This is a genomic window from Chelatococcus asaccharovorans (assembly GCF_003201475.1).
In the GTDB taxonomy this organism is placed as follows: Bacteria; Pseudomonadota; Alphaproteobacteria; order Rhizobiales; family Beijerinckiaceae; genus Chelatococcus; species Chelatococcus asaccharovorans.
Genome location: NZ_QJJK01000003.1, coordinates 116,394 through 133,137, shown reverse-complemented (window position 1 = coordinate 133,137; position 16,744 = coordinate 116,394). Strand labels below are relative to the sequence as shown.

Annotated in this window: 27 protein-coding genes; 16 read left to right on the top strand and 11 right to left on the bottom strand. The window is 61.9% G+C overall.

Annotation, left to right across the window (positions count from 1 at the left end; translation table 11 throughout):
- Positions 1-30 precede the first annotated feature (30 nt).
- From C7450_RS08095 to C7450_RS08060, 8 genes are all read left to right on the top strand, one after another.
- A complete protein-coding gene (locus C7450_RS08095) occupies positions 31-792 on the top strand; it encodes a DUF2786 domain-containing protein (RefSeq protein ID WP_110373929.1) in 762 nt (253 codons plus the stop codon).
- Positions 789-1,130, top strand: a complete 342-nt coding sequence (locus tag C7450_RS08090; RefSeq protein WP_110373928.1) for a hypothetical protein — start codon at positions 789-791, stop codon at positions 1,128-1,130. The genes C7450_RS08095 and C7450_RS08090 overlap by 4 nt, the downstream gene beginning before the upstream one ends.
- Positions 1,131-1,240: 110 nt before the next feature.
- Positions 1,241-1,435 (top strand): hypothetical protein, encoded by a 195-nt coding sequence (locus tag C7450_RS08085; RefSeq protein ID WP_110373927.1) that lies wholly within the window; start codon positions 1,241-1,243, stop codon positions 1,433-1,435.
- Positions 1,425-1,898: a hypothetical protein gene (locus C7450_RS08080; protein ID WP_110373926.1), complete on the top strand. Its 474-nt coding sequence runs from the start codon at positions 1,425-1,427 to the stop codon at positions 1,896-1,898. The genes C7450_RS08085 and C7450_RS08080 overlap by 11 nt, the downstream gene beginning before the upstream one ends.
- On the top strand, positions 1,895-2,125 hold the full coding sequence (locus C7450_RS08075; RefSeq protein WP_146227295.1) for a hypothetical protein: 231 nt from the start codon (positions 1,895-1,897) through the stop codon (positions 2,123-2,125). Before C7450_RS08080 ends, C7450_RS08075 begins: the two co-directional genes overlap by 4 nt.
- A complete protein-coding gene (locus C7450_RS08070; protein WP_110373924.1) occupies positions 2,122-2,397 on the top strand; it encodes a hypothetical protein in 276 nt (91 codons plus the stop codon). Before C7450_RS08075 ends, C7450_RS08070 begins: the two co-directional genes overlap by 4 nt.
- Complete coding sequence (locus tag C7450_RS08065) at positions 2,387-2,773, top strand: hypothetical protein (protein ID WP_110373923.1); 387 nt, start codon at positions 2,387-2,389, stop codon at positions 2,771-2,773. The genes C7450_RS08070 and C7450_RS08065 overlap by 11 nt, the downstream gene beginning before the upstream one ends.
- A 240-nt stretch (positions 2,774-3,013) precedes the next feature.
- On the top strand, positions 3,014-3,448 hold the full coding sequence (locus C7450_RS08060) for a DUF488 family protein, N3 subclade (protein WP_110373922.1): 435 nt from the start codon (positions 3,014-3,016) through the stop codon (positions 3,446-3,448).
- A 142-nt stretch (positions 3,449-3,590) separates the two neighbouring features.
- Here C7450_RS08060 and C7450_RS08055 read toward each other — a convergent pair whose 3' ends face one another.
- From C7450_RS08055 to C7450_RS33480, 11 genes are all read right to left on the bottom strand, one after another.
- Positions 3,591-4,220, bottom strand: a complete 630-nt coding sequence (locus C7450_RS08055; RefSeq protein ID WP_110373921.1) for a DUF6362 family protein — start codon at positions 4,218-4,220, stop codon at positions 3,591-3,593.
- A complete protein-coding gene (locus tag C7450_RS08050) occupies positions 4,217-5,335 on the bottom strand; it encodes an AAA family ATPase (protein WP_110373920.1) in 1,119 nt (372 codons plus the stop codon). Before C7450_RS08050 ends, C7450_RS08055 begins: the two co-directional genes overlap by 4 nt.
- Positions 5,332-5,937 (bottom strand): hypothetical protein, encoded by a 606-nt coding sequence (locus C7450_RS08045; protein WP_110373919.1) that lies wholly within the window; start codon positions 5,935-5,937, stop codon positions 5,332-5,334. The genes C7450_RS08050 and C7450_RS08045 overlap by 4 nt, the downstream gene beginning before the upstream one ends.
- Positions 5,934-7,055, bottom strand: coding sequence for a DUF7146 domain-containing protein (locus C7450_RS08040; protein ID WP_170147140.1), 1,122 nt, complete (start codon positions 7,053-7,055; stop codon positions 5,934-5,936). The genes C7450_RS08045 and C7450_RS08040 overlap by 4 nt, the downstream gene beginning before the upstream one ends.
- Positions 7,056-7,208: 153 nt before the next feature.
- Positions 7,209-7,586, bottom strand: coding sequence for a coiled-coil domain-containing protein (locus C7450_RS08035; RefSeq protein WP_110373917.1), 378 nt, complete (start codon positions 7,584-7,586; stop codon positions 7,209-7,211).
- A gap of 120 nt (positions 7,587-7,706) precedes the next feature.
- Positions 7,707-8,141: a hypothetical protein gene (locus C7450_RS08030; protein WP_110373916.1), complete on the bottom strand. Its 435-nt coding sequence runs from the start codon at positions 8,139-8,141 to the stop codon at positions 7,707-7,709.
- Positions 8,142-8,143: 2 nt separating this feature from the next.
- Positions 8,144-8,704, bottom strand: a complete 561-nt coding sequence (locus C7450_RS08025) for a TRM11 family methyltransferase (protein ID WP_110373915.1) — start codon at positions 8,702-8,704, stop codon at positions 8,144-8,146.
- Complete coding sequence (locus C7450_RS35075) at positions 8,694-9,227, bottom strand: GcrA family cell cycle regulator (protein ID WP_170147139.1); 534 nt, start codon at positions 9,225-9,227, stop codon at positions 8,694-8,696. The genes C7450_RS08025 and C7450_RS35075 overlap by 11 nt, the downstream gene beginning before the upstream one ends.
- The gene (locus tag C7450_RS33485; RefSeq protein WP_146227294.1) at positions 9,184-9,705 is read right to left on the bottom strand and encodes a hypothetical protein; all 522 of its coding nucleotides are present in this window, start codon (positions 9,703-9,705) and stop codon (positions 9,184-9,186) included. The genes C7450_RS35075 and C7450_RS33485 overlap by 44 nt, the downstream gene beginning before the upstream one ends.
- A complete protein-coding gene (locus C7450_RS08015) occupies positions 9,705-10,157 on the bottom strand; it encodes a hypothetical protein (RefSeq protein WP_110373913.1) in 453 nt (150 codons plus the stop codon). The genes C7450_RS33485 and C7450_RS08015 overlap by 1 nt, the downstream gene beginning before the upstream one ends.
- Positions 10,093-10,533, bottom strand: a complete 441-nt coding sequence (locus tag C7450_RS33480) for a hypothetical protein (RefSeq protein ID WP_146227293.1) — start codon at positions 10,531-10,533, stop codon at positions 10,093-10,095. The genes C7450_RS08015 and C7450_RS33480 overlap by 65 nt, the downstream gene beginning before the upstream one ends.
- A gap of 404 nt (positions 10,534-10,937) precedes the next feature.
- On the opposite strand from C7450_RS33480, the gene C7450_RS08005 reads away from it, so the two are divergent.
- From C7450_RS08005 to C7450_RS07960, 8 genes are all read left to right on the top strand, one after another.
- On the top strand, positions 10,938-11,654 hold the full coding sequence (locus C7450_RS08005; protein ID WP_146227292.1) for a helix-turn-helix domain-containing protein: 717 nt from the start codon (positions 10,938-10,940) through the stop codon (positions 11,652-11,654).
- Positions 11,655-11,992: 338 nt separating this feature from the next.
- Positions 11,993-12,382, top strand: a complete 390-nt coding sequence (locus tag C7450_RS08000; protein WP_146227291.1) for a hypothetical protein — start codon at positions 11,993-11,995, stop codon at positions 12,380-12,382.
- A gap of 101 nt (positions 12,383-12,483) precedes the next feature.
- Entirely contained in the window at positions 12,484-13,428 is a 945-nt protein-coding gene (locus C7450_RS07995; RefSeq protein ID WP_170147138.1) for a PD-(D/E)XK nuclease-like domain-containing protein, read from the top strand.
- Positions 13,425-14,321: a recombinase RecT gene (locus C7450_RS07990; protein WP_170147137.1), complete on the top strand. Its 897-nt coding sequence runs from the start codon at positions 13,425-13,427 to the stop codon at positions 14,319-14,321. The genes C7450_RS07995 and C7450_RS07990 overlap by 4 nt, the downstream gene beginning before the upstream one ends.
- A complete protein-coding gene (locus tag C7450_RS07985) occupies positions 14,318-14,614 on the top strand; it encodes a hypothetical protein (RefSeq protein WP_110373907.1) in 297 nt (98 codons plus the stop codon). The genes C7450_RS07990 and C7450_RS07985 overlap by 4 nt, the downstream gene beginning before the upstream one ends.
- Positions 14,614-15,081 (top strand): hypothetical protein, encoded by a 468-nt coding sequence (locus tag C7450_RS07980; RefSeq protein WP_110373906.1) that lies wholly within the window; start codon positions 14,614-14,616, stop codon positions 15,079-15,081. The genes C7450_RS07985 and C7450_RS07980 overlap by 1 nt, the downstream gene beginning before the upstream one ends.
- The gene (locus C7450_RS07975) at positions 15,078-15,410 is read left to right on the top strand and encodes a hypothetical protein (protein ID WP_110373905.1); all 333 of its coding nucleotides are present in this window, start codon (positions 15,078-15,080) and stop codon (positions 15,408-15,410) included. Before C7450_RS07980 ends, C7450_RS07975 begins: the two co-directional genes overlap by 4 nt.
- A 1,072-nt stretch (positions 15,411-16,482) precedes the next feature.
- Positions 16,483-16,698: a hypothetical protein gene (locus C7450_RS07960; protein ID WP_110373902.1), complete on the top strand. Its 216-nt coding sequence runs from the start codon at positions 16,483-16,485 to the stop codon at positions 16,696-16,698.
- Positions 16,699-16,744 lie beyond the last annotated feature (46 nt).

Genomic DNA, 16,744 nt, shown 5'->3' with positions numbered 1-16,744 from the left:
CATCATCCCTCTACCACAGGAGCCAACCCAATGAACCGCGATGCCATCATCAGACGCATCAAGGCGCTGCTTGCGAAAACCGCCGAAAACGGATGCACGGAAGGCGAAGCCCTTGCCGCGGCCGAGCGCGCCCAGGCTTTGCTGAGGCAGTATCAGATCGAATTGGCAGGTCTCGAAACCGATGGTTTCGAGTACACCCGGTATCGGGAGCCTCGCAGCTACAAGACGTCGGCGGCGGAACGCATGGCATATTGGATAGGACAGTATTGCGAGGTATTACCCTGCAGACGTGAGGGCGCCGTTTACTTTGTGGGCCTCTCCTCAGACGTCATGTTCGCGACGTGGCTCACGGAAAGTCTCGATATCTTCGTGAACCGCAAGTCGGCCGAGTATCTGATGACAGCCGCTCGGCCGAAGCATAGCGGAAGCTGCCGGCGACGAGACACCCGCCAGGGCGACATGTTCGGCTCGTCGGCCCAGCGCAGCTACGGCTGGTCACCCTACGAGGTGGAGCGTCAGCGCCAATCCTTCCAGGAAGGCATCATTCGTCGGATCAATGAGCGCTTGAGAGACATCTGCGCGGCCCGCCCCGTCGACGCGCGCAAGCGCGACCTGATCACTGCCGAAATGGCCAAGCGCGATATGAAGTTGGGCACTCCCTACCGGCCGCATGGGCCCACACCCGGCGATTACGCGGCATACCAACAGGGTCGCGATGCTGGTGATCGAGCGGGGTTCGGCAAGCCCGTCAACGGCGGTGCGGCGCCGCTGCAGATTGGAGCTCTCTCATGAAAAAGAGCAGAGCCCAGATCATCAAGGAGCAGTCTAGCCGGTTTGCGAACCTGCTCGATCACGCTGTTCATGATTTCATCGCGACTGATGACAATCCGAGTAGCGACGAGCTCCGGCGCGTCGCCGACCGCTTCAAGCGCGCCGACGAAGCGCTTCTTGCCTTGCTGGCCTTTCTGGCCAGGGAAGTCGAAGCGCCGCTTGCGGATATCCAGAACCTCGACGCCTTCGAGGATGCCCTGCGGGCCCAAGCCAACCGGATAGACGAGGAAGCCGATCCCGAGCCGGTCGAGCGCCTCAGCGCCCGCGAACTCGGGCTTTCCAGCCGGAGGTGGCCATGACTCGCACCAAGCTCTGCCTCGTGTGGGCCGGCGAAGCGCTGGCCTTCCAGTCCCTCATTCTCGGCCTTGGCTGCCTTGTGGGGCTCCTGGCCATCGCGCTGGGGGCTTGAATGCCTGAGCCCTCCTACTACTCGCTTCCGGCCTTCTACGACCCGCGCACCCAGCATTTCCTGGCTTATGTGGTGGAAACCCGGAGCGGCAAATCCTACGCGCTCGCCCTCGACATGAGCGAGCGCCGTGCGAACGAAAAGGCGGCTGAGATTACCGCCGCGCTCAATGAAAGGAACCAGCCAGATGAGCGCTGACCCTATCACCATCTTCTCCGGCGAGGCGACCGCCGATGAGCTTCTCGTCGCTCTGATGAATGTCCTGCCATATGCCGAAAGTCGCGCCGAGGACATGATCGACGCAGGCGAGGACGAATACTCACGGAAGGCTGTGGCTGCCGTCAACGACGCCAAGGCGATCATTACCAGGATCGGCGGCTCCATCAAATCCGAGACCGACAAGCTCCGCGCCGACATCTCTGCGATCGGCGACAAGATGGACGCTGATCCGATCCTGCGTGCGGCGCCGGCGATGCTGGCGCTTCTCATGCGCGCCGTGAACGACTGGCCGCAATTCGCCGTCGCCTCGGATACGCCACCGCAGCCCGGATGCCAGCCCGACGACAACAACAGCGTCAACGGCGGCGACCTGGTCGAATGGTTCGGAGAATGGGTCACCACTGTCCGTGAGGTTGTCGCCAAAGCGGAGGGCCTGCAATGAAAGACCGTCGCTTTATGTGCGGCGCCTGTCACAAGCGCTTCACGACCATCCAGGCCGTCAAACAGCACGCTGCCACCCACAAACGCGCGTTGATCGAGATCTTCGAGCGCGTCGGGCGCGCACCAGCCGACGACGAGCCATCAATCGCAAGCCGCGTCATCGACGCCGAGCTTGACCGCGCGATGGGCCTGCCAATTGATCCAGACGTTGAGGGGTATTTGCTATGACCGACAAACCAGACGGCGGGCCGGTGTTTCCCAGCGAGCAAGGCCAAACACCGGACGGCGCATGGAATCAGACCTATTGCCAAGGCATGTGTCTACGCGACTACTACGCCGCCCATGCCCCGGTCGACTACCTGGCGGCGATGGCGGTACACGGCGGACGGCCTAACCTCAACAATGACCAGGAGCGCGCGGCGTTCTTCGCCGTATGGGCACTGATGCGCTACGAGTACGCCGATGCCATGATCGCGGAGGCGCATGGCAATGGCCGATGAACCAGATGCGCTCGAACTCAGAGAAGACCAGGAAGGTCGCGTCGGCGGCACATGGCGCAACTGCACCATCGCGTCATGGGAGGCGCTTCTCGAAGCATCCGGCGGTAACGCCAGGGCATTCGTGTGGCCCGATGAAGGGCGCTTCAAGCGCACCGGCTCGTTCGAGTTCAATGCGGACCATCAAGGCTTCCAGCCACTGCTGATCGACAAGATCTCAGCCGACATGATCCGCGCTCTGCATGACGCACTGCAGAAGCCCGAGAACCAGGCGAAGCTGCGCGAGTGGATCGGCAAGTGCCGCGGGCACTTCGCTAAAATTTGGGAGCTGACCCAGGAGCGTGTGACGATCATGGGCTTCAGGGCGCATAACCGTTGACATCTCCCGCAAAACGAGAGCTTACGCGCCCACATTGATGTATAGTTACATCATAGGGTGACATGAGGACCGGCCTTACAGCCGGCCCTCTGGTCCAATCCCTACCACAGGATCGCTCGCAGTTGCGGGCGGAGGACCTAAGATTGATGACACACGCAAGCCAGGCTCGCAACGAGCCCCGCGCCAGAAGCCCACCAGGAAGAGTGTTTGGTCATCCCCAGGGAACAGAAGAGACGTCAGATGATCGAAATCTATACCGCTTCGTGGTTCGCTCAATTGCCCGACGGCATCGTCCGTGTCGGGGTTTCTCGCGGGGTCCCACGCGGACAGCCCGCCGGCTATCGCCGATACACCAAACTGAACCCCGGCTCCTGGTTTAACAGTGTCGGCAGCGAGGAGTATTTGCGACGCTACAAGGCCGAAGTTCTCGGCCGCCTGATGCCCGACCAAGTCGCGAAGGACCTGGAGGCATTGACGGGAGGCAAGCCCGCCGCACTGCTCTGCTACGAGAGCCCGCTGAGGATCGAGGCGGGCAGCCAGTGGTGCCATCGGCACATCGTTGCCGCCTGGCTCGAACACCACCTCGGTATCAAGGTCGAGGAGGTGGATTATCCGCAGCTCGATCGCTTCGCTCAGTTGAAGCGAGAAGGGGTATCGCCTCCGACATTCGGCTGAGCGAGACCCCGCGTGCTCAGGGCAGAGATTGTGGGGTCTCGCCAGCGAAAGATCGGGTATTACCCAATCGCCGCGGGCAGGATGGCAGTTTGAGACACGGTGTCGAGCCAAAACGCTGACTCGTTTGGTCGGTAGCATTCAATCAAGAACGCAAGCGTTTCCCGCGCTTGCGTTTTTTCTTGTCACGTTTCGTCCGCCGCAAGCGCACATAAATCAGCCCTTCGGGCCCGGTCTGTCGCGGTTCGCCGTCGCTCCAGTGCTTTGGTGAGGCATCCGGGGCGAGCGAATCAGGATCGATAAGACCAAGCGATGCGAGATGGTCGAGGTCAGCGCTCTCGAAGCCGGCTTTGCTCTGGTTGAGCCCGTCGCTAATCGCCTTCAGCCCCTTCTCGAGGCGACGGTAGGCGGTTCTTGGCACCCAGCCGCGGGCCCTACAGACGTCCTGGAATGACGTCCCGAAGATCCGGCAGAAGCAAAAGCGCCAAAGCGTTCGCGCGATGACCTTGTCGAGGTAGCGAATATGCCAGTCAGCGGCCTCTTCGGCCCTGCGGATCGCGTCACGCTTCGGCCGCGCCAAGCGCGTGAGAGACTGGTGCCATTCCTGCTTTTCCCGTGTCTCCTCTTGCGAGTTCGCATCCGCCCAGGTCTCGCGGAGGACTTCTGGCATCTGGGATCGGTAGCCGGCCGGCCCGATATGAACGGGTAGGCGTCGCTCGGTATCCGCCGCCTCGATAAAGCGCAGTAGAACGTCCCCTGGGGTCCAGGTCGTCACTTGCATATCCATACCCAGGGGGCCTCCACTCCGATAATGCCGCGAGACCGCAAATGTGTGCCGGCCGCCGCGAAGACCTTGTCGAATTTCGCGTCGTCTTCAGTGAACAGAAGCCCACCGCGCCGGCACGCGTCCCGCCAGATCTGCCATTTCACGCGCTTGCCGCCGCCCGGCGCTCCGTCGGTGCCGCTATCGAGGATGGCCTGCACCAAGCACTGGTAGGCGATCTTGTTTTTCTCGACGAGGCGGGTCTCAGGCCGCTGGACGCGCTCGGTCTCATCAGTCGGCACGATCACGCAGGACGAGATCTCCCTGCCGAGGGCATCCTCTTTGATGACCAGGCGCTTCAGGCGGAACCTCACGCGAGATCCGTCAGCCTCATCCTTCACCTTAGACGCACGCGCTGTGATGAGCCGGGACTCGTCCTTCTGGAGTTCAATCTCCGCATCCACTGCCCCCTTCAGGCCAGACCAGCCGCGCGCGCCCCTCTCCCGGTCCTTTCCGGTATGGTGCACGGCCACGACTTGCGTGCGGGTCGTTTCGGAGATGCGCTGGATTGCCTCGACCGCCAGGCTCATGCCCTCGGCGTTCTCGTTTGCACCCGGCATCGATCGAGCCAGCGTATCGAAGACGATCAGGCCGGGCCGGATCAGCATGGTTTTCCCGAGATGTTCGACCTCGCGAATGAACTCCAGCACGGATTCGGGGTCGAGAAGGTTCACGCGCTTGGTCATCAGGATGAAGGGTGCGCCGGTCGGAGCCCCGTGCTCCTGTGCCCAGGCTTGGAACCGCTTAGGCACCCCCCACTGGCCCTCGGCCGAGACATAGATGACGCCAGCCTGCCGCACGTCGTACCCCATCCAGGTCCAGCCGAGCGCCACGTGCAACGCCACGTCGAGCAGGAAGAATGTTTTCGCTGTGCCAGGTGGACCGAAGACGACCGAGAACCCCGTCTCCTGCAGAAAGCCCCGGACGAGCCAACGCTCCTCTATTGTCAGGGTCAGCACCTCGTTGACGGTCATGGCGCCGAACGATGATCTAAAGGGCGCCGTCACGAGGGGAGCTGATGCGCTCTCGAAATCCTCGAAGCTCTGGATTGGAGGAAGGTCGGTCATGCCGCCACCCTCGCGCGAGCGCGATCAGCGGCTTCCTGCTTGGTCTTCGCCACATGCATCGCCGGCAAAAGGACCTGCAGATTGCTTGGGCCCCAGTATCGTAAGATGTCGGGCCAGCGGTGGCTCTCGGCCTCGGCACGCACCTGCCACAGAGGGATACGGTGGTCGATCTCGATGCGCGTCGCGTAACGTGTGGCCATCATCTCTGTCGTGCCATCCGGTTGGTCGATCTGGCGTTCGCGGATGATCTGCAGCGGCTCGCCCGAGATGGCGCATTTCCAGTTCTGGCGGGCAGAAAGATATCCGCCGAGATCCGAATATGCTGTCCAGTTTCGCCATGTCTGGACGCAGCACGCATGCCAGAATCGGTTATGCGTCGCGGGCCCAGCGACCGGCCACCAGGCTCCCATGTCGTAGGTCGGCTGGCGGCACAGCGGGCACGTGGCTTTTTCATGAACGAAGCGGACTGGCGGACGCCGCCCTCGCAGGAGGCTTCGCCAATCTTCGGGCTCCGGGCTTCGCCTCATCAGCGCCAGCGTGGCGGTCTCAGAAAGCAGCGGGTGTGTGACGCAGAAGGCCGCGAGCGATGTTGGGAGAATCATACCTGCTCCCTCAGAACGTCGTTGAAGTCCTTGCCGCCCGGCGCCATGCAGTAGAAGACTTGTCGGCCAAGGTCCTGGAATCGCCTCCCGGCAACAAGCAGGCGGGCCCGCGTCATGGCCTCGTCGCTGTCCCCGTCACCGATGAGCGTCACCTCCTCAATTTCGATCGGGAGTACGACGCCCGGTCGATCCGGGTCCGGTTCACCGTTTGGTATCAGGGCTTTCTCGCGGCTTGGATGCTTGATCGAGCCGGTGGCGCCGCCACTGAGGTTCCCGAGCGACACGGCCGATGCGATGGAGATGCCATCCCCGCCATATCCGAGATCGTACCATGACCGGGACGTCTCGATACCCTCGCCCATCGCCAGGTGCCGCGACGGGGGCGACAGACGGATCATCCCGCCCCGCATCTCGCCGAGCACTTTCTTGGCCTTGTTGCGCCGGAGATCGCCCGGAGGTGTCAGCTTCTGTTGACCGGACGAGTCCAGATAAGTGCGATGGACACCAATCAGGTCGCCGCGGACATCCCGGATGGCGGCCAGCATGGCAGGGAATTCACCAAGCCGAGTGGGCTCATCAGTGTTGGCGTCCGCAAAGCCGGTATAACGTAGAGCCGGATGGAAACGCAGATCAAAAGTCCAGGTGGGAGAGACGAAAAGCGCCCGCGCCTTGAGATACGCCTCAACCAGCGTGCCGCCGATCTGTTGCCCCTCATCGAACTGGCGCACCACCAAAGCGCGTGATTTCTCTCGCTCCCGCTGTTCCTCAGCTTCAATCTCCTCGCGGCGTTCCAGCACCGCGCGCTTTTGGTCAGGGGTAAGCCTCCGTACACCTCCCAGCTCCTCGACTGCCTCACGGAAGCTGACGCCCCGGAGATGCACGAGGGCATCGATATGGTCACCAGCCGCGCCGCAACCAAAGCACTTGAACGTCCCGCGCTTGTCGTCGACCAAACAGCTCGGGGTGCGCTCGGCGTGAAATGGGCAAGAGCACATCTGGGCTCTGCCGGATGCACGCACGCGGATGCCAAACCGTGCAAAAATAGAGGACAGCGGTGTGCGAGACTTCAGATCGTCAATTTCGTCGGGGTCGTAGCGGCCACGCGCGGACGTGCTCATTTCTTTGCGCTCTCCCGCGTCTTTGGCTGGTCCTCGCGGTGATCGGCGCAGTACCAACGTCCGAGCTTTCCCTCGGTTAGACGTACCCCGAAGCCGAATGAAGCGGGCTTTCCGCATACCAGGCAGATCTTGGTCGCGAGAAACTGACGGATCTCAGACATCGGCTTCCTTCTCCGCAAGCGCGCGCAGGCGAGCGCGGGATTTAGGGGGGAGTGACCATCCCTTTGCCCGGACGGTCTGAATGGGGATGCGAAATCGACGAAGCTTCCGCCGTATCCGCATCACGAACACGTCGAATACTTGCGGATTCGGTCGCTCATCTTTCGGCAAGTGGCTGTACAGTCCGCCGAGCAGGACCCGGCGTGTTACCATGGGTCGCGCCATCAGCATGCGCATCATGTTGCTTTCGCTGCGTGTAAGCCCGAGGCAGGCCGGGACCGCGTCAGCGGAGAACAGGGCGTCTTCCAGCTCCGCGATGCGCGTTCGCAGGCGCTCGTTCTCGTCCCGCAGGCTTTCGATATCGCTGGGCATCTCTGATCCTCGCCAGAGCGTTGTAGACAAAGGCCTCGCTGACTCGCAGACAGGCTGCGATCTCGGCTGTGTTCATGCCCCGGCGCCAGCCCGCTTGGATGGCCTCGACCACGCCGATCGTCATCGCCCGCTCCCAAGCACGACCGTAAGATCTTGAACGAGCAAGCGCGTCAGGGCTCCGGGTGTGCCAAGTTTCCTGGCCTCTGCTCGCAAGCGGTCTATCCTGAGCCCACGAAGGGCCGTCACAAGACCGCGCCAATCCTTCACCCAGAGGGGGTTCATGCGGACGATCTCAGCCAATGACCGAACGAGATCCGCGCGCGGGCCGTCGGAAAAGCCGACTTCGCAAAGCAACCGAAGCGTCGTGCTGACCACGATCTCACCGTGGCTTTCCACGAGCCGCATCGCCGTGCCAAGCGGATAGAAGTCCCGCCCGCGCCAACGGGACGGCTGCTGCCGGTGAGCGGGCACGCGCATTCCGGTCGACTTCAGGATCTGCTCAACCACCACGGCCTCGGGCACACGAGCTGCCACCTGTGCTGCGAACGTCCGCATCGTCAGCCTCCATAGCTCAAGAGCTTTTGGCCTGAGCTTCGCCAATTCCAGACGAACCAGGCATGGTTTTGCGAGGGACTGGCACCGTCGCGCTCGATCCAGACGATGCGGCGCGTGAGAACGATTTTTCGGCAGAAGGCAGGATGCTCGCGGAAGAAGCGCGCGCGCGTCTTAGCGCTGTCGAAATCAACCGCCAGCAACATGGCGACTGAGCCCATGTGCCCCCGCGTGTATTCCAGGGCTCGATGGATAAAGGCCTCGGCAATGCGCCCCTGCCGGCCATAGGGCGGGTTCGTGACGATGTCGGCGTCGATCGGCCAAGGGCAGGCCTCGGTGAGAAAATTGAGCCGTTTTGCCTGCGGGATACCGACCGGCTCGATGTCGGAGCCGTAGACGGTGTGCCCGCGTTTCCCGAGCGCCTCCATGATCGCGCCGTTCCCACAGGCAGGCTCCCAGATCACCGGCCGAAAGGCATGCTGACTCGCCACGACCTCGGTCACCCAAGCCGGCGTGACATAGAAGTCGCGCTCGGCTCGCTCGTACGTTGCACCTCTAGCGACCATTGGGCGCTCCCTTGGCTGGTGCTGGCCGATAGGCGACCTCGCAGTGAGCAGCACAGTAGGGGCGGATTCCGCTCCGAGGCTGTCCGCAGAACAGGCCTGGTGACGCTTGGAACGACCAAAGCGGATACCGGCAATGACGATCACGCAGTCCCATCAGATCGACAGGGCGATCTGGCTCGGGCTCGGGCACGAGCGAGATGCGATTGACAAACTCAGCCGGACGCCGCTGCACTATGGCTGATTTCGACGAAGACGAGGGCGCCGGGCTGCGCCGAGAGCGTTTTCGGCCGCGGAAGAGTTGGCCGCAATCCTTCGGCCGGCGCACTGTCATACCTTTCTTGATGCAGCGATCGATGAAGCCCGCCACAGCCGAGCGGCTGACGCTTAGGATCGTCCCAATTTCCGAGAAAGTTGCCCCGCGGTCCCAAAGCCGCAGGGCAGCTTCGCGACGGCCATCCGTCCAGGACGTGCCGGAAAGATCATGCCCCGAGGCGATCTGGGAAAAGATCTCGCTGTTGTCCATGGTTCGACCGGCGCCCCTGAGCCCACACCAAAATGCCTGCCGCTTCGGCCTCGTCCGGCCCGGACACATCGAACCCGCGCAGCCTGCACTCCTCCAGGGCACGGGCTTTCAGCCAGGCCCTGCCGTCCTTGACGCCCCTTGGAGCCCGCGCGCAGCCCAGGAAGGGCTTCCGCCATTTTGCGGGCTCGACCTCCGTGACCGACACGTTGCGTTCGTGCGCGACCGCGATCAGGTGGGCGCGAATACCAAACAACACGAGCCTGGAGGCGATCGAGACGGTCTTACCGTGAGGGAGGATTGGCGCTTCCAGTATCACTTCGTGGATGGGGCCCATCAGGGCCTCCCGCATCCATTGCCGGGCAGCGAGGAACACAGCGCCTTCGCTAGATCCGGTCAGGGACTGAACCCCGGTCTTGATGCCCCTGCTGTGCTCCGAAGCAAAGCCAAGGCTGCGTCCGGGGTCGATCGCCAGCAGCACTACGCGGCTTGCAACAGCTTGGCGCCGTCCAGGCGGCCAGCCTCCCAGCGCTGTCCGAGCGGGTTGTCGAGCGTCCAAGGGTTCGCAGCTGTCTCGACGCCGCGTTTCCCGGCGACGACGCCCTTCCCGTAGGCCTCGTCGAGCATCTCGTCCTCCGAAGCCTCTTCGGGGCGGAACATCTCAAGCTGCTGGATGACTGGCGTGCGCAGATACTTTGCGTATTGGATGAGCCGATTGATCAGCGACATCAGCTCATCGCGGGTGAAACCGTTGAGCTTGCGGATGAGGTCAAACTCCTTGAGGCTGACCCCAGCGCCTTGCGCCAGCTTCCTGGCGTTCCGCAGGCCGGAGACGCACTCATCCTTGCGCCGCTCCGCGCTCTCGATCTCACGCAGATGCGTGAAGAACTTGTTCTCGTCCAGATCCACGTTCGACGCTTGATCCTCGGCCATCGTCTTCCCTCAGTTTATGCCGAGCTTCGACCACCAGAGCTTCAGCCTCATCCAGACGAGCCTTAGCCACAGCATTGGTCTTCCCAACGGTTGCCTTCACGAAAAGGATGTCCTGCTCCAAACGGCGTATCTCGTCCTCGACGAGCTGGGCATAGATCGCCAACAGCCGCTCGAACCATTCTGTCTTGATGTCACGGGGCCGGTAGCGGAGCGCCCAGAAGAAGCTACGCGGGAACCCGAACCGGCTCGCTGCAGAGCTGAGGGCCTCGACCGTGCCCTCCCCGGTTCGGCGGGCCTCGCTTTCGACCACGCGATCAGCGAGGACTTGGGCGGCCTGCAAAGATTTTTTGCAGTCTTGCAAAGATTTGCGTGTCATTGAGGGAGGGCTCCTTCTTCAGGAGGGCTCGACTCGCCTTCGTCAAGCCTGAGAACTTCTGCGCGGGTCGAATTTCGATCCCCGCGTGGCAGTTCTTGAAGGATGGAGAGCCTACGCCTGAGACGCTCGTAGAGGTCGATCGTGAACCCGCCGCCCCCGATCATGTTGCGAACTAGCCGCTGGCATATCCCGACGCGTGCAGCAACGCCCGAAAGGGCGCATCCATGCGCCTCCATTACGGCATCCACATGGGCCCGTAGTTCGGCGACAAGTGTGGCCTTGATGGAGGAGCGCGGTGTGATCATGAGCCAAAGCTATGATGTAATCATACATCAAAGTCAAGCGCGTTGTACATCATTGCGCTCGGTCGCGGCCGGATTGAACCGATCGCGCGGGTCGGTCTAATGGCCATCGCCATGACCAGAGCCAAGGGCCCGAATTACTCGATCGATCCGCAGCTCCTTCGCGATCTCATCCAGAGCCGCGACTTATCGCTGCGCGAGGTCGCGCGACGGTCCGGTCTGAAGGAAACCTACCTGATCCAAATCGCCGCCGGCAGGATCAAGGCGCCTGGCATTGACAAGGCGCAAGCCATTGCCCGCGGTCTGAACGTGCCTCTCGAAAGATTGAGCGGCGCAAATCCGCCCCCTGTTAAGCTGATCGCGCCGGCTGTGTCCAAAATTCAGGTCACGGCTGGAGTAGCTGTCGGGATTTTTAGGGGGCGTGTAATGGAGTTGGAGGAAACGGTCGAAGTCGTTCCTGATAGCAGGTTCGGCGGGGCAACGCCAAGCGCATTTCGCATGGACGACGATTCCGGCTTGGGTGGTGGTGTTCCGCGAGGGTTCTATCTAATCGCCTACCGGCTCAGCGATATCGAGATCGAGCCTTTTGATGGAATGCAGGTTTTGGTCGAGCGCGCCTATGACGGCGGCTTGACGGAATGGACGCTTCGTCACGTGACGCAACGGCAGCGTAAGCTGTTTGTCGATCTCTACGAACCCATCCCGAAGAACGTCGCGGGTATGCCTGATGTATCCCTCCCGATCGATCATTCGTCGATCGCTCAGATCTGGTACGTGCGCGACGTGCTCCGCAGAAACCGGCTACCCCGCGAAAGCTAGCGCAGTCGTCCAAGTGTGAACTTGGGCCGCCACTCAGTTCTCGCGCGGAACCTCTGAACTTCACTACATTTCTGGTTTTGCTTCAACCCTGATGAAGAGCGCTACGCGCTTCAACGTTGGGAGCTAAGCTACACGTTCATCGTAGAGCCCTACGATATAGGTTTATAGGTTCGTGTTTCCGCGCGAGCGCTCGCATACGCGCGCGCAGACTTGTCCACAGTTTTCATCGGGCTTTTAGCGCCAAGCGTACATCGCGGCTTCGCCATTTTTGATGTATTTTGACATTGACGCCGATGCGTATCGATGTACGATTACATCATTCTCAAAGGGCAGAGATGATGGATTGGCAAACTGACATCCAGGGAATTGACGATGCAGCCCGGCTCTTCGCGAACCGGGCCCCCAAGAGCCTGGAGCGGAGTGTCCAAAGCTATCGGGAAAAGCGCCTTCCGAGTGTAGCGATCGGCATGGAGGTTGAGCTTCGCCTCTCCGGCATCGATCCCCGCATTTACGGCATCTACGCGCTCAGGACGGTTTCGCGGGCAGACGCGATGCGGCTCGACCAGATCGAGTTCGTACTGACGGTTCTGATCGAAGCCGGTCTACCGCGCGACAACGCCTTTCTCGCAAGGGCTCTCGCGCTCTCCGACGGGATCTCCCCAGACCCCTCGAACGTCATGCCCCTGATCGCCCGCATCCGCGAGGCGCACGCTGAGGTGCCAGCATGAAACCATCTCCCATCCGGCACGCTGACGGCGTCTATTTCAACCTGGATGCGGATGAGTACCACGCGGATGACGCGCTTGGCTCAACAGACATCCGGCGCCTGTTGATCTCGCCCGCGGAATGGTGGTGGCATTCGCAGCGGAACCCGGTCGCGCAGGAGCGGTCAGAATCCGAAGCGCTACTGTGGGGGCGCGCATTCCATGCCCTGATCTGTGAGGGGCGCGGCGCGTTCGAGGCGCGATACTTCCGCGGACCGAGCAAGAGTGACTTTGAGGATCTCCTCGTCACTATCGACGACCTGAAGCGCTGGCTGCTCCAGCGCGGGTTCGCGCAGACCGGTGCCAAGGCGGAGCTGGTCAAGCGCGTGCTTTCGGCCGATGCGAGCGCGCCCGTGTGGGATCGCATCGTGGAACAAGCCGAGGTATTGGCCCAAGGGCGCGAAGTCCTAAAGCCTGAAACCTACGACGAGATTTCTATATCGTCGAAGATGATCACGAAGAACCCGCATCTCGCGAAGGCGTTTACAGGCGGAATGCCCGAGGTGTCGGTGTTTTGGACACGCGATGGCGTTCGGTGCAAGGCACGCTTTGACTACCTGAAGCCCCGTGCCGTGATTGACCTCAAGTCATTCCGGAATGCGCGCGATATGCCGATCGACCGGGCGATCATGAATACCATCGCCCAGCGGCGTTATGACGTCCAAGCGGCACACTACATCGACGCGCGAGAGCAAATCGCCGGCTTCGTGGAATCCAAAAAGGTCTTCGGAGATCACTCCGAGGCTTGGCTGACGAAGGTCGTGGCGGCGCAGCAGTTCACGTGGGTGTGGGTATTCTACCAGGCCGAAGGCAGCCCCATCGCCCGCGCGCTGCAGTTCAACACCGACACGCGGGCCTTTGAGATGGCCCGGCAGGACGTCGATGCCGGGCTGCGCAGCTGGCGCAAATACAACGAGGTTTTCGGTGACGACATCTGGGTGGATGCGAACCCGGTGCACGTCATTGCCGATGAAGAATGGCCGGTATGGCTCGGAAGGGCGGCAGCATGAGCATGCAGATAACGCGCTCGGAAGGGGTGCCGATACAGCAGACCCAGGGCGGGGGGACGCTCGCGCCCAGGTCGATGGGCGAAGTCCTGAAGGCGGCTGAGCTGATGGCGAATGCCGGCCCGGCGGTGCCGAAGCACTGCCGCAAAGAGCCTGGCGTGTGCTTTGCGATCCTGATGCGGGCTTTGCGGTGGGAGATGGACCCCTTCGCGGTGGCGTCCAAATCCTACCTGGTGAACGACATCATCGCCTACGAGGCGCAGCTCATCAACGCGGTCGTGAATGCGCGCGCGGGTCTGAAGGGGCTCCTGAAGGTCGAGTATTTCGGCGAGGGCGCGGATCGCTCGTGCCGGATCACAGGCGAATTTCGGTCGGGCGAAATCAGGACTTACGACAGCCCGAAGTTCAAGGACATCAAGGTCAAGAACAGCCCCCTGTGGGTAGCGGATACCGACCAGCAGTTCTTCTACTACGCATCCCGCGCATGGGCGCGGCGCTGGTGTCCCGAGGTCATCCTCGGCCTGGTGACGCCCGATGAGGCGAAAGAAATCTCGCTGGAGCGCACCGAATACCGGGAGGTTGATCGCGTCACAGCTCTGCCGAAGGACAATCCCTTCGAGGATAACCCTTTGGACGACCCTGACGCGCCGGACGCCACAGCACCGCTGCTCCATCGCTACAGCTATGCGCTGGAGCAGGCGAAGACTGAGGACGAGGTCAAGGCCATCGCGCTGCAGTTCGATGACGAGATCTCGGAAGTATTTCCCGACGATCGCGAGCCCATCCGTAACCTTTATGCGGCGCACCTCAAGCGCACGCGAGGAGACGCACCTGAAGGCGAAGTGATGGCGTTCTCGATGTCTCTGCGCGAGCAAGTCCCGGAGTCCGTCCGATGAACACCGATGACATCAATTGGAACGCCTTGCAGCACGTTTACTGCCGCGACGCCCTCCGGCGCTACATCGAACACGGGATACAGCCAGGTGGCTTCCTGACTGCCGTTCTGTCCAACGATCTGCGCGAGGCGTGCGCACGTGCCGACGCCATGAACCGCCACCTCCTCTTTGACTACGTGCAGTTTCTCTACAACGAGGCGCCCGGCGGCTGCTGGGGTTCGCCTGAAGTTGTCGATGCATGGATCAGTCACGGCGGACTGACAGGGCTGCAGCGCCACCTGGAGGCTGTGTGATGCTTGCGATGATCCACCTGGACTGGAAGGCTTCCACAACCATCCGCGAACTCCCAAGAGACAAGTGGGAAGATCTCCGGCAGGGCGTGCGTCAGCTCAATCTCCCCGAATGGAAAGAGGCGGACGAGAAGGCGCCCTACTTCCATTTATCAGAGGAAATTCTAGTCGATCTCGCGACGCATGGCGGATGTCTAACCCGCAATGGCGTGCGTTTCGAGATCACGCATTTCGAGCACGCCTATCGGACCCGCGGAACCGACGAGCGCGGCGACGAGCATCACCTGCATGTCCATGTGCCCGATCAGTCCCTTTTGTCGATCAGCGAGGTCGAGCAGATCCCGAATGCGGACCTCTGGGACGTGCAGCGTCGGCTTGATGACGGCTGGCACATTCTTGCCGTCTGCCCGCCCAACGGCACCATGAAGCCAGACTTCATCATGGGTCGCTCCCGAAGGGCCGAGGCATGAAGACGGTCTTCGAGATCCTTCGGGCCGACGGCACGTGCGAGACCCACGAGACGGATCTCCCGGCAGAGCCAGGCTTCGAGGCGCTTAAGGCTCTGATAGAGCCACATCTCGAGGGTGGTCGGATGGAGCACGTGAGCGTGCTCGTCCAGAAATGCCACTGCGATATGTTCGTCGACGAAATCGGCTTGTTGAAAGACTTGCCGCGCAACGAAGCGGCGACCGAGGTTTATCGCGCCAACGCGCTGGCGTGGAACCCTGAAGTCGATCCCGAGGCGCTCCCCTACATCGCCGGACCCGCTGTCCTCTTCCATCGACGGGTGTGGTTCTGATGGGCTCGAAAGTTTCCATCTCCGTAGAAGTGGACAGTGACACTGTCACCGTAACGGTCACTGCCACAGGTTCGCGCGGGATGGACACGGTATCCTTGCCAAATAGGGCATGTGAGGCGGCAACCGAAAGGCCCGCAATGGTCGAGCCAAGCTCGGCTGAGTTCGAGGGAGAGGGGCAACCTTCGGTGATCTCGAACCCGACCGGACGGACAGCCGGCGCCAACGTCAGCGGCCCCACAAGGGCGGGCGTGACAGCCGGGAGAGACCGGCAATCGATTTCTGCAGCAACGCCAAAGCTGCCACCGCATCCAAACATCCGTCCCAAGCCAACGCCCGAAGAACTGGAGATCCCAGCCTGCCTGGATCGTCGGACGAAAGGGCCAAATAAGGACCCCCGTCATGTGTGAACGCTGTCTTGCCGGCCTGCTTGAGCAAACGATTTCGGCATACGCCGAGATCCGCGGTGAGAAGGTCAACGGAGAATCCGCCCTACATGCGACTGTCCTCTTTGGCGCGCTCGCAATCGTTGCCGCGGATGCCATTGTGAAAGCTCCCAGCGGTCGGCAAGCAGAGACGTTGGACTTTGTACACCAATGCATTGATGCCGCATTGGACGTTGAACGCACTGGCGAACCACGCGAGGTTCACGCCACGTCCGGGGCGCACTGATGACACTCCGGCCGGCCCAGCTCGGTGCCCTGCTGAAGCAGCCCGCAACTAAGCGGCGCGTTGCCAGGTCGGGGAAGTCCGAGAGGCACTTGGCGTTCCTTCGGGAACTGCCATGCCTTGGGTGCGGCTGCGAGCCATGCGGCGAGGCCGCGCACCTCAGGATGGCGAGCGCGGCATACCGCAAGCTTGAGACCGGCGTCGGCATCAAGCCGGCTGACAGGTGGGCGCTTCCTCTATGCGCGATATGCCACCGCGAGGGTAATGAAGCCCAGCATCGCATCGGTGAATTGAAGTTCTGGAGACGGCTGGGGGTCGACCCGTTCAGGGTCGCGTGCCGCCTTCACGAAGTGAGTGGAAACCGCGAGCACGGTCGGGCTGTGGTGCTCCAAGCCAGGAGGTCGCTGTGCAGCGAACCCTGAGGGAGGCCTTGCGGCTCGTTAATCGCGAAGGTGCCCGAAATATCAAAATCGAGGACGGCGGCCGGCACACCATCCTGGCCTTCGACAGCGAGGGAAAGCGCTTCCGCATCCCGATCCACAAGGGCGTGAAATTGAAAAGTTACGAGCTCAGTCGGTTGCGATCGCAGTTACGCGGTCGGGCCGGAGAGAAGCGGCCATAGCCGCAAAAAAGAGGCCCCGGAGAACCGAGGCCAGGCCACTAAGCAA

Bases quoted from the DNA above. Each gene is read 5' to 3' on its own strand.
- C7450_RS07985 (WP_110373907.1), top strand. From the start codon at position 14,318: ATGAACACCGATGACATCAATTGGAACGCCTTGCAGCACGTTTACTGC.
- C7450_RS08090 (WP_110373928.1), top strand. From the start codon at position 789: ATGAAAAAGAGCAGAGCCCAGATCATCAAGGAGCAGTCTAGCCGGTTT.
- C7450_RS35075 (WP_170147139.1), bottom strand. From the start codon at position 9,227: ATGGACAACAGCGAGATCTTTTCCCAGATCGCCTCGGGGCATGATCTT.
- C7450_RS08085 (WP_110373927.1), top strand. From the start codon at position 1,241: ATGCCTGAGCCCTCCTACTACTCGCTTCCGGCCTTCTACGACCCGCGC.
- C7450_RS08025 (WP_110373915.1), bottom strand. From the start codon at position 8,704: ATGGTCGCTAGAGGTGCAACGTACGAGCGAGCCGAGCGCGACTTCTAT.
- C7450_RS08000 (WP_146227291.1), top strand. From the start codon at position 11,993: ATGGATTGGCAAACTGACATCCAGGGAATTGACGATGCAGCCCGGCTC.
- C7450_RS08080 (WP_110373926.1), top strand. From the start codon at position 1,425: ATGAGCGCTGACCCTATCACCATCTTCTCCGGCGAGGCGACCGCCGAT.
- C7450_RS08045 (WP_110373919.1), bottom strand. From the start codon at position 5,937: ATGATTCTCCCAACATCGCTCGCGGCCTTCTGCGTCACACACCCGCTG.
- C7450_RS08095 (WP_110373929.1), top strand. From the start codon at position 31: ATGAACCGCGATGCCATCATCAGACGCATCAAGGCGCTGCTTGCGAAA.
- C7450_RS07980 (WP_110373906.1), top strand. From the start codon at position 14,614: ATGCTTGCGATGATCCACCTGGACTGGAAGGCTTCCACAACCATCCGC.
- C7450_RS08050 (WP_110373920.1), bottom strand. From the start codon at position 5,335: ATGACCGACCTTCCTCCAATCCAGAGCTTCGAGGATTTCGAGAGCGCA.
- C7450_RS08060 (WP_110373922.1), top strand. From the start codon at position 3,014: ATGATCGAAATCTATACCGCTTCGTGGTTCGCTCAATTGCCCGACGGC.
- C7450_RS07990 (WP_170147137.1), top strand. From the start codon at position 13,425: ATGAGCATGCAGATAACGCGCTCGGAAGGGGTGCCGATACAGCAGACC.
- C7450_RS08075 (WP_146227295.1), top strand. From the start codon at position 1,895: ATGAAAGACCGTCGCTTTATGTGCGGCGCCTGTCACAAGCGCTTCACG.
- C7450_RS08015 (WP_110373913.1), bottom strand. From the start codon at position 10,157: ATGGCCGAGGATCAAGCGTCGAACGTGGATCTGGACGAGAACAAGTTC.
- C7450_RS33480 (WP_146227293.1), bottom strand. From the start codon at position 10,533: ATGACACGCAAATCTTTGCAAGACTGCAAAAAATCTTTGCAGGCCGCC.
- C7450_RS08035 (WP_110373917.1), bottom strand. From the start codon at position 7,586: ATGCCCAGCGATATCGAAAGCCTGCGGGACGAGAACGAGCGCCTGCGA.
- C7450_RS08030 (WP_110373916.1), bottom strand. From the start codon at position 8,141: ATGCGGACGTTCGCAGCACAGGTGGCAGCTCGTGTGCCCGAGGCCGTG.
- C7450_RS08040 (WP_170147140.1), bottom strand. From the start codon at position 7,055: ATGAGCACGTCCGCGCGTGGCCGCTACGACCCCGACGAAATTGACGAT.
- C7450_RS08070 (WP_110373924.1), top strand. From the start codon at position 2,122: ATGACCGACAAACCAGACGGCGGGCCGGTGTTTCCCAGCGAGCAAGGC.
- C7450_RS08005 (WP_146227292.1), top strand. From the start codon at position 10,938: ATGGCCATCGCCATGACCAGAGCCAAGGGCCCGAATTACTCGATCGAT.
- C7450_RS08065 (WP_110373923.1), top strand. From the start codon at position 2,387: ATGGCCGATGAACCAGATGCGCTCGAACTCAGAGAAGACCAGGAAGGT.
- C7450_RS07975 (WP_110373905.1), top strand. From the start codon at position 15,078: ATGAAGACGGTCTTCGAGATCCTTCGGGCCGACGGCACGTGCGAGACC.